We start from the raw sequence: 1191 nt of genomic DNA on the forward strand, positions 1-1191 counted from the left end.
GCTAACAATGCATAACCAAAATTGTTTCATTTATTAAAATAAAATGTTTCTTAATTTAAATTTTATTAGTTTTATAAAACGAAAAATTGCGATAACCAAAACACAACTTTGGTTATTCTAACCCGTTACAAAACATTATATGAAAAAGATAATCCTGATAATTACAATACTAACACTTACAAAGTTTTATGCACAAAAAACTTACGAGTTTGACTATGTTATAGAATATGAAACAACTTTCTACAAAGATTCAATTAAAACTAAAAATTCTCATTTCAGAGACCATCAAAAGAAAATTCATCGATATTATTTGACAAATTCTAAAAACAACGATTATTTCGCAATTATTATAGAAAAAGACAGTTTGAATTACAGGGTAATGTTTATTGATTACAATGGAATTTATTCAGATGTAATTTTTTCAAAATCAGATTTAAATAATGCTGAATTTATTAATATTAAATGTGAAAATGTAAGCAAGTATTTTAATCCTCAAAAATATCAATCAAAGAATTATGATTTTTTTGTTTTAAATGATACAGTAATTAATAACAAGTCTTTTAGTATGTATAAATTCAGTTCAATTAAACCAAAAATAGAAAAAAGAAAAAAACTTGGAACTGATTTTTTTATCATTAATAAATCTACAGATTTTCATTTGCCAATTTTAACACATTCAACTGAATACGAAAAATGGAATCTTAAAAAGAATATACCAAATGGAATTATGAAAGAGAGATACCTTATAAATTATTTTGGAAAAATAAGTCAACATGAAAAATTAATCAAATATGAAAAGACTGACAAAAAAATTATAGTTCCAAAGGGATGTACAGATACTGAGTTTATAATAAGATGAGTAAAACGTTTTGTAACAATGGCTATATTGCATTGTGGCGGATTTTCTTTTCAGAAAATCCTCGTATATTTACTAACATAATTGCTATGGCGGAAAAATCTTGCCGATTTTCCCACAACGAAGCCATATACAAACCCGTTGGGCTTCATACGGAGAAAAATTTTAGTTTTAAATTATAATCCGATTTTTTTGTAACTTTGAATCAAAGATATAACAGAATATGAATATTCAAACTTCAAAAATTGAATTGGTAAAAATGATTCTCAACATTGAGAATGACAAATTCATTGAAAAAATCACAGAATTTATTCAAAAAGAAAAAGTAGATTTTT

General features: G+C 24.3%; 2 protein-coding genes. Both read left to right on the forward strand.

What is annotated here, in order from left to right; translation table 11 throughout:
* Positions 1 to 139 precede the first annotated feature (139 nt).
* Entirely contained in the window at positions 140 to 859 is a 720-nt protein-coding gene (locus HGB55_RS15075; RefSeq protein WP_168817900.1) for a hypothetical protein, read from the forward strand.
* Positions 856 to 1038, forward strand: coding sequence for a hypothetical protein (locus HGB55_RS15080; RefSeq protein ID WP_168817902.1), 183 nt, complete (start codon positions 856 to 858; stop codon positions 1036 to 1038). The genes HGB55_RS15075 and HGB55_RS15080 overlap by 4 nt, the downstream gene beginning before the upstream one ends.
* Positions 1039 to 1191: the final 153 nt, after the last annotated feature.

It is taken from the genome of Lutibacter sp. B1, assembly GCF_012524075.1.
Classification (GTDB): Bacteria; Bacteroidota; Bacteroidia; order Flavobacteriales; family Flavobacteriaceae; genus Lutibacter.

Coding starts and splice junctions, on each gene's coding strand:
- HGB55_RS15080 (WP_168817902.1), top strand. CDS start 856: ATGAGTAAAACGTTTTGTAACAATGGCTATATTGCATTGTGGCGGATT.
- HGB55_RS15075 (WP_168817900.1), top strand. CDS start 140: ATGAAAAAGATAATCCTGATAATTACAATACTAACACTTACAAAGTTT.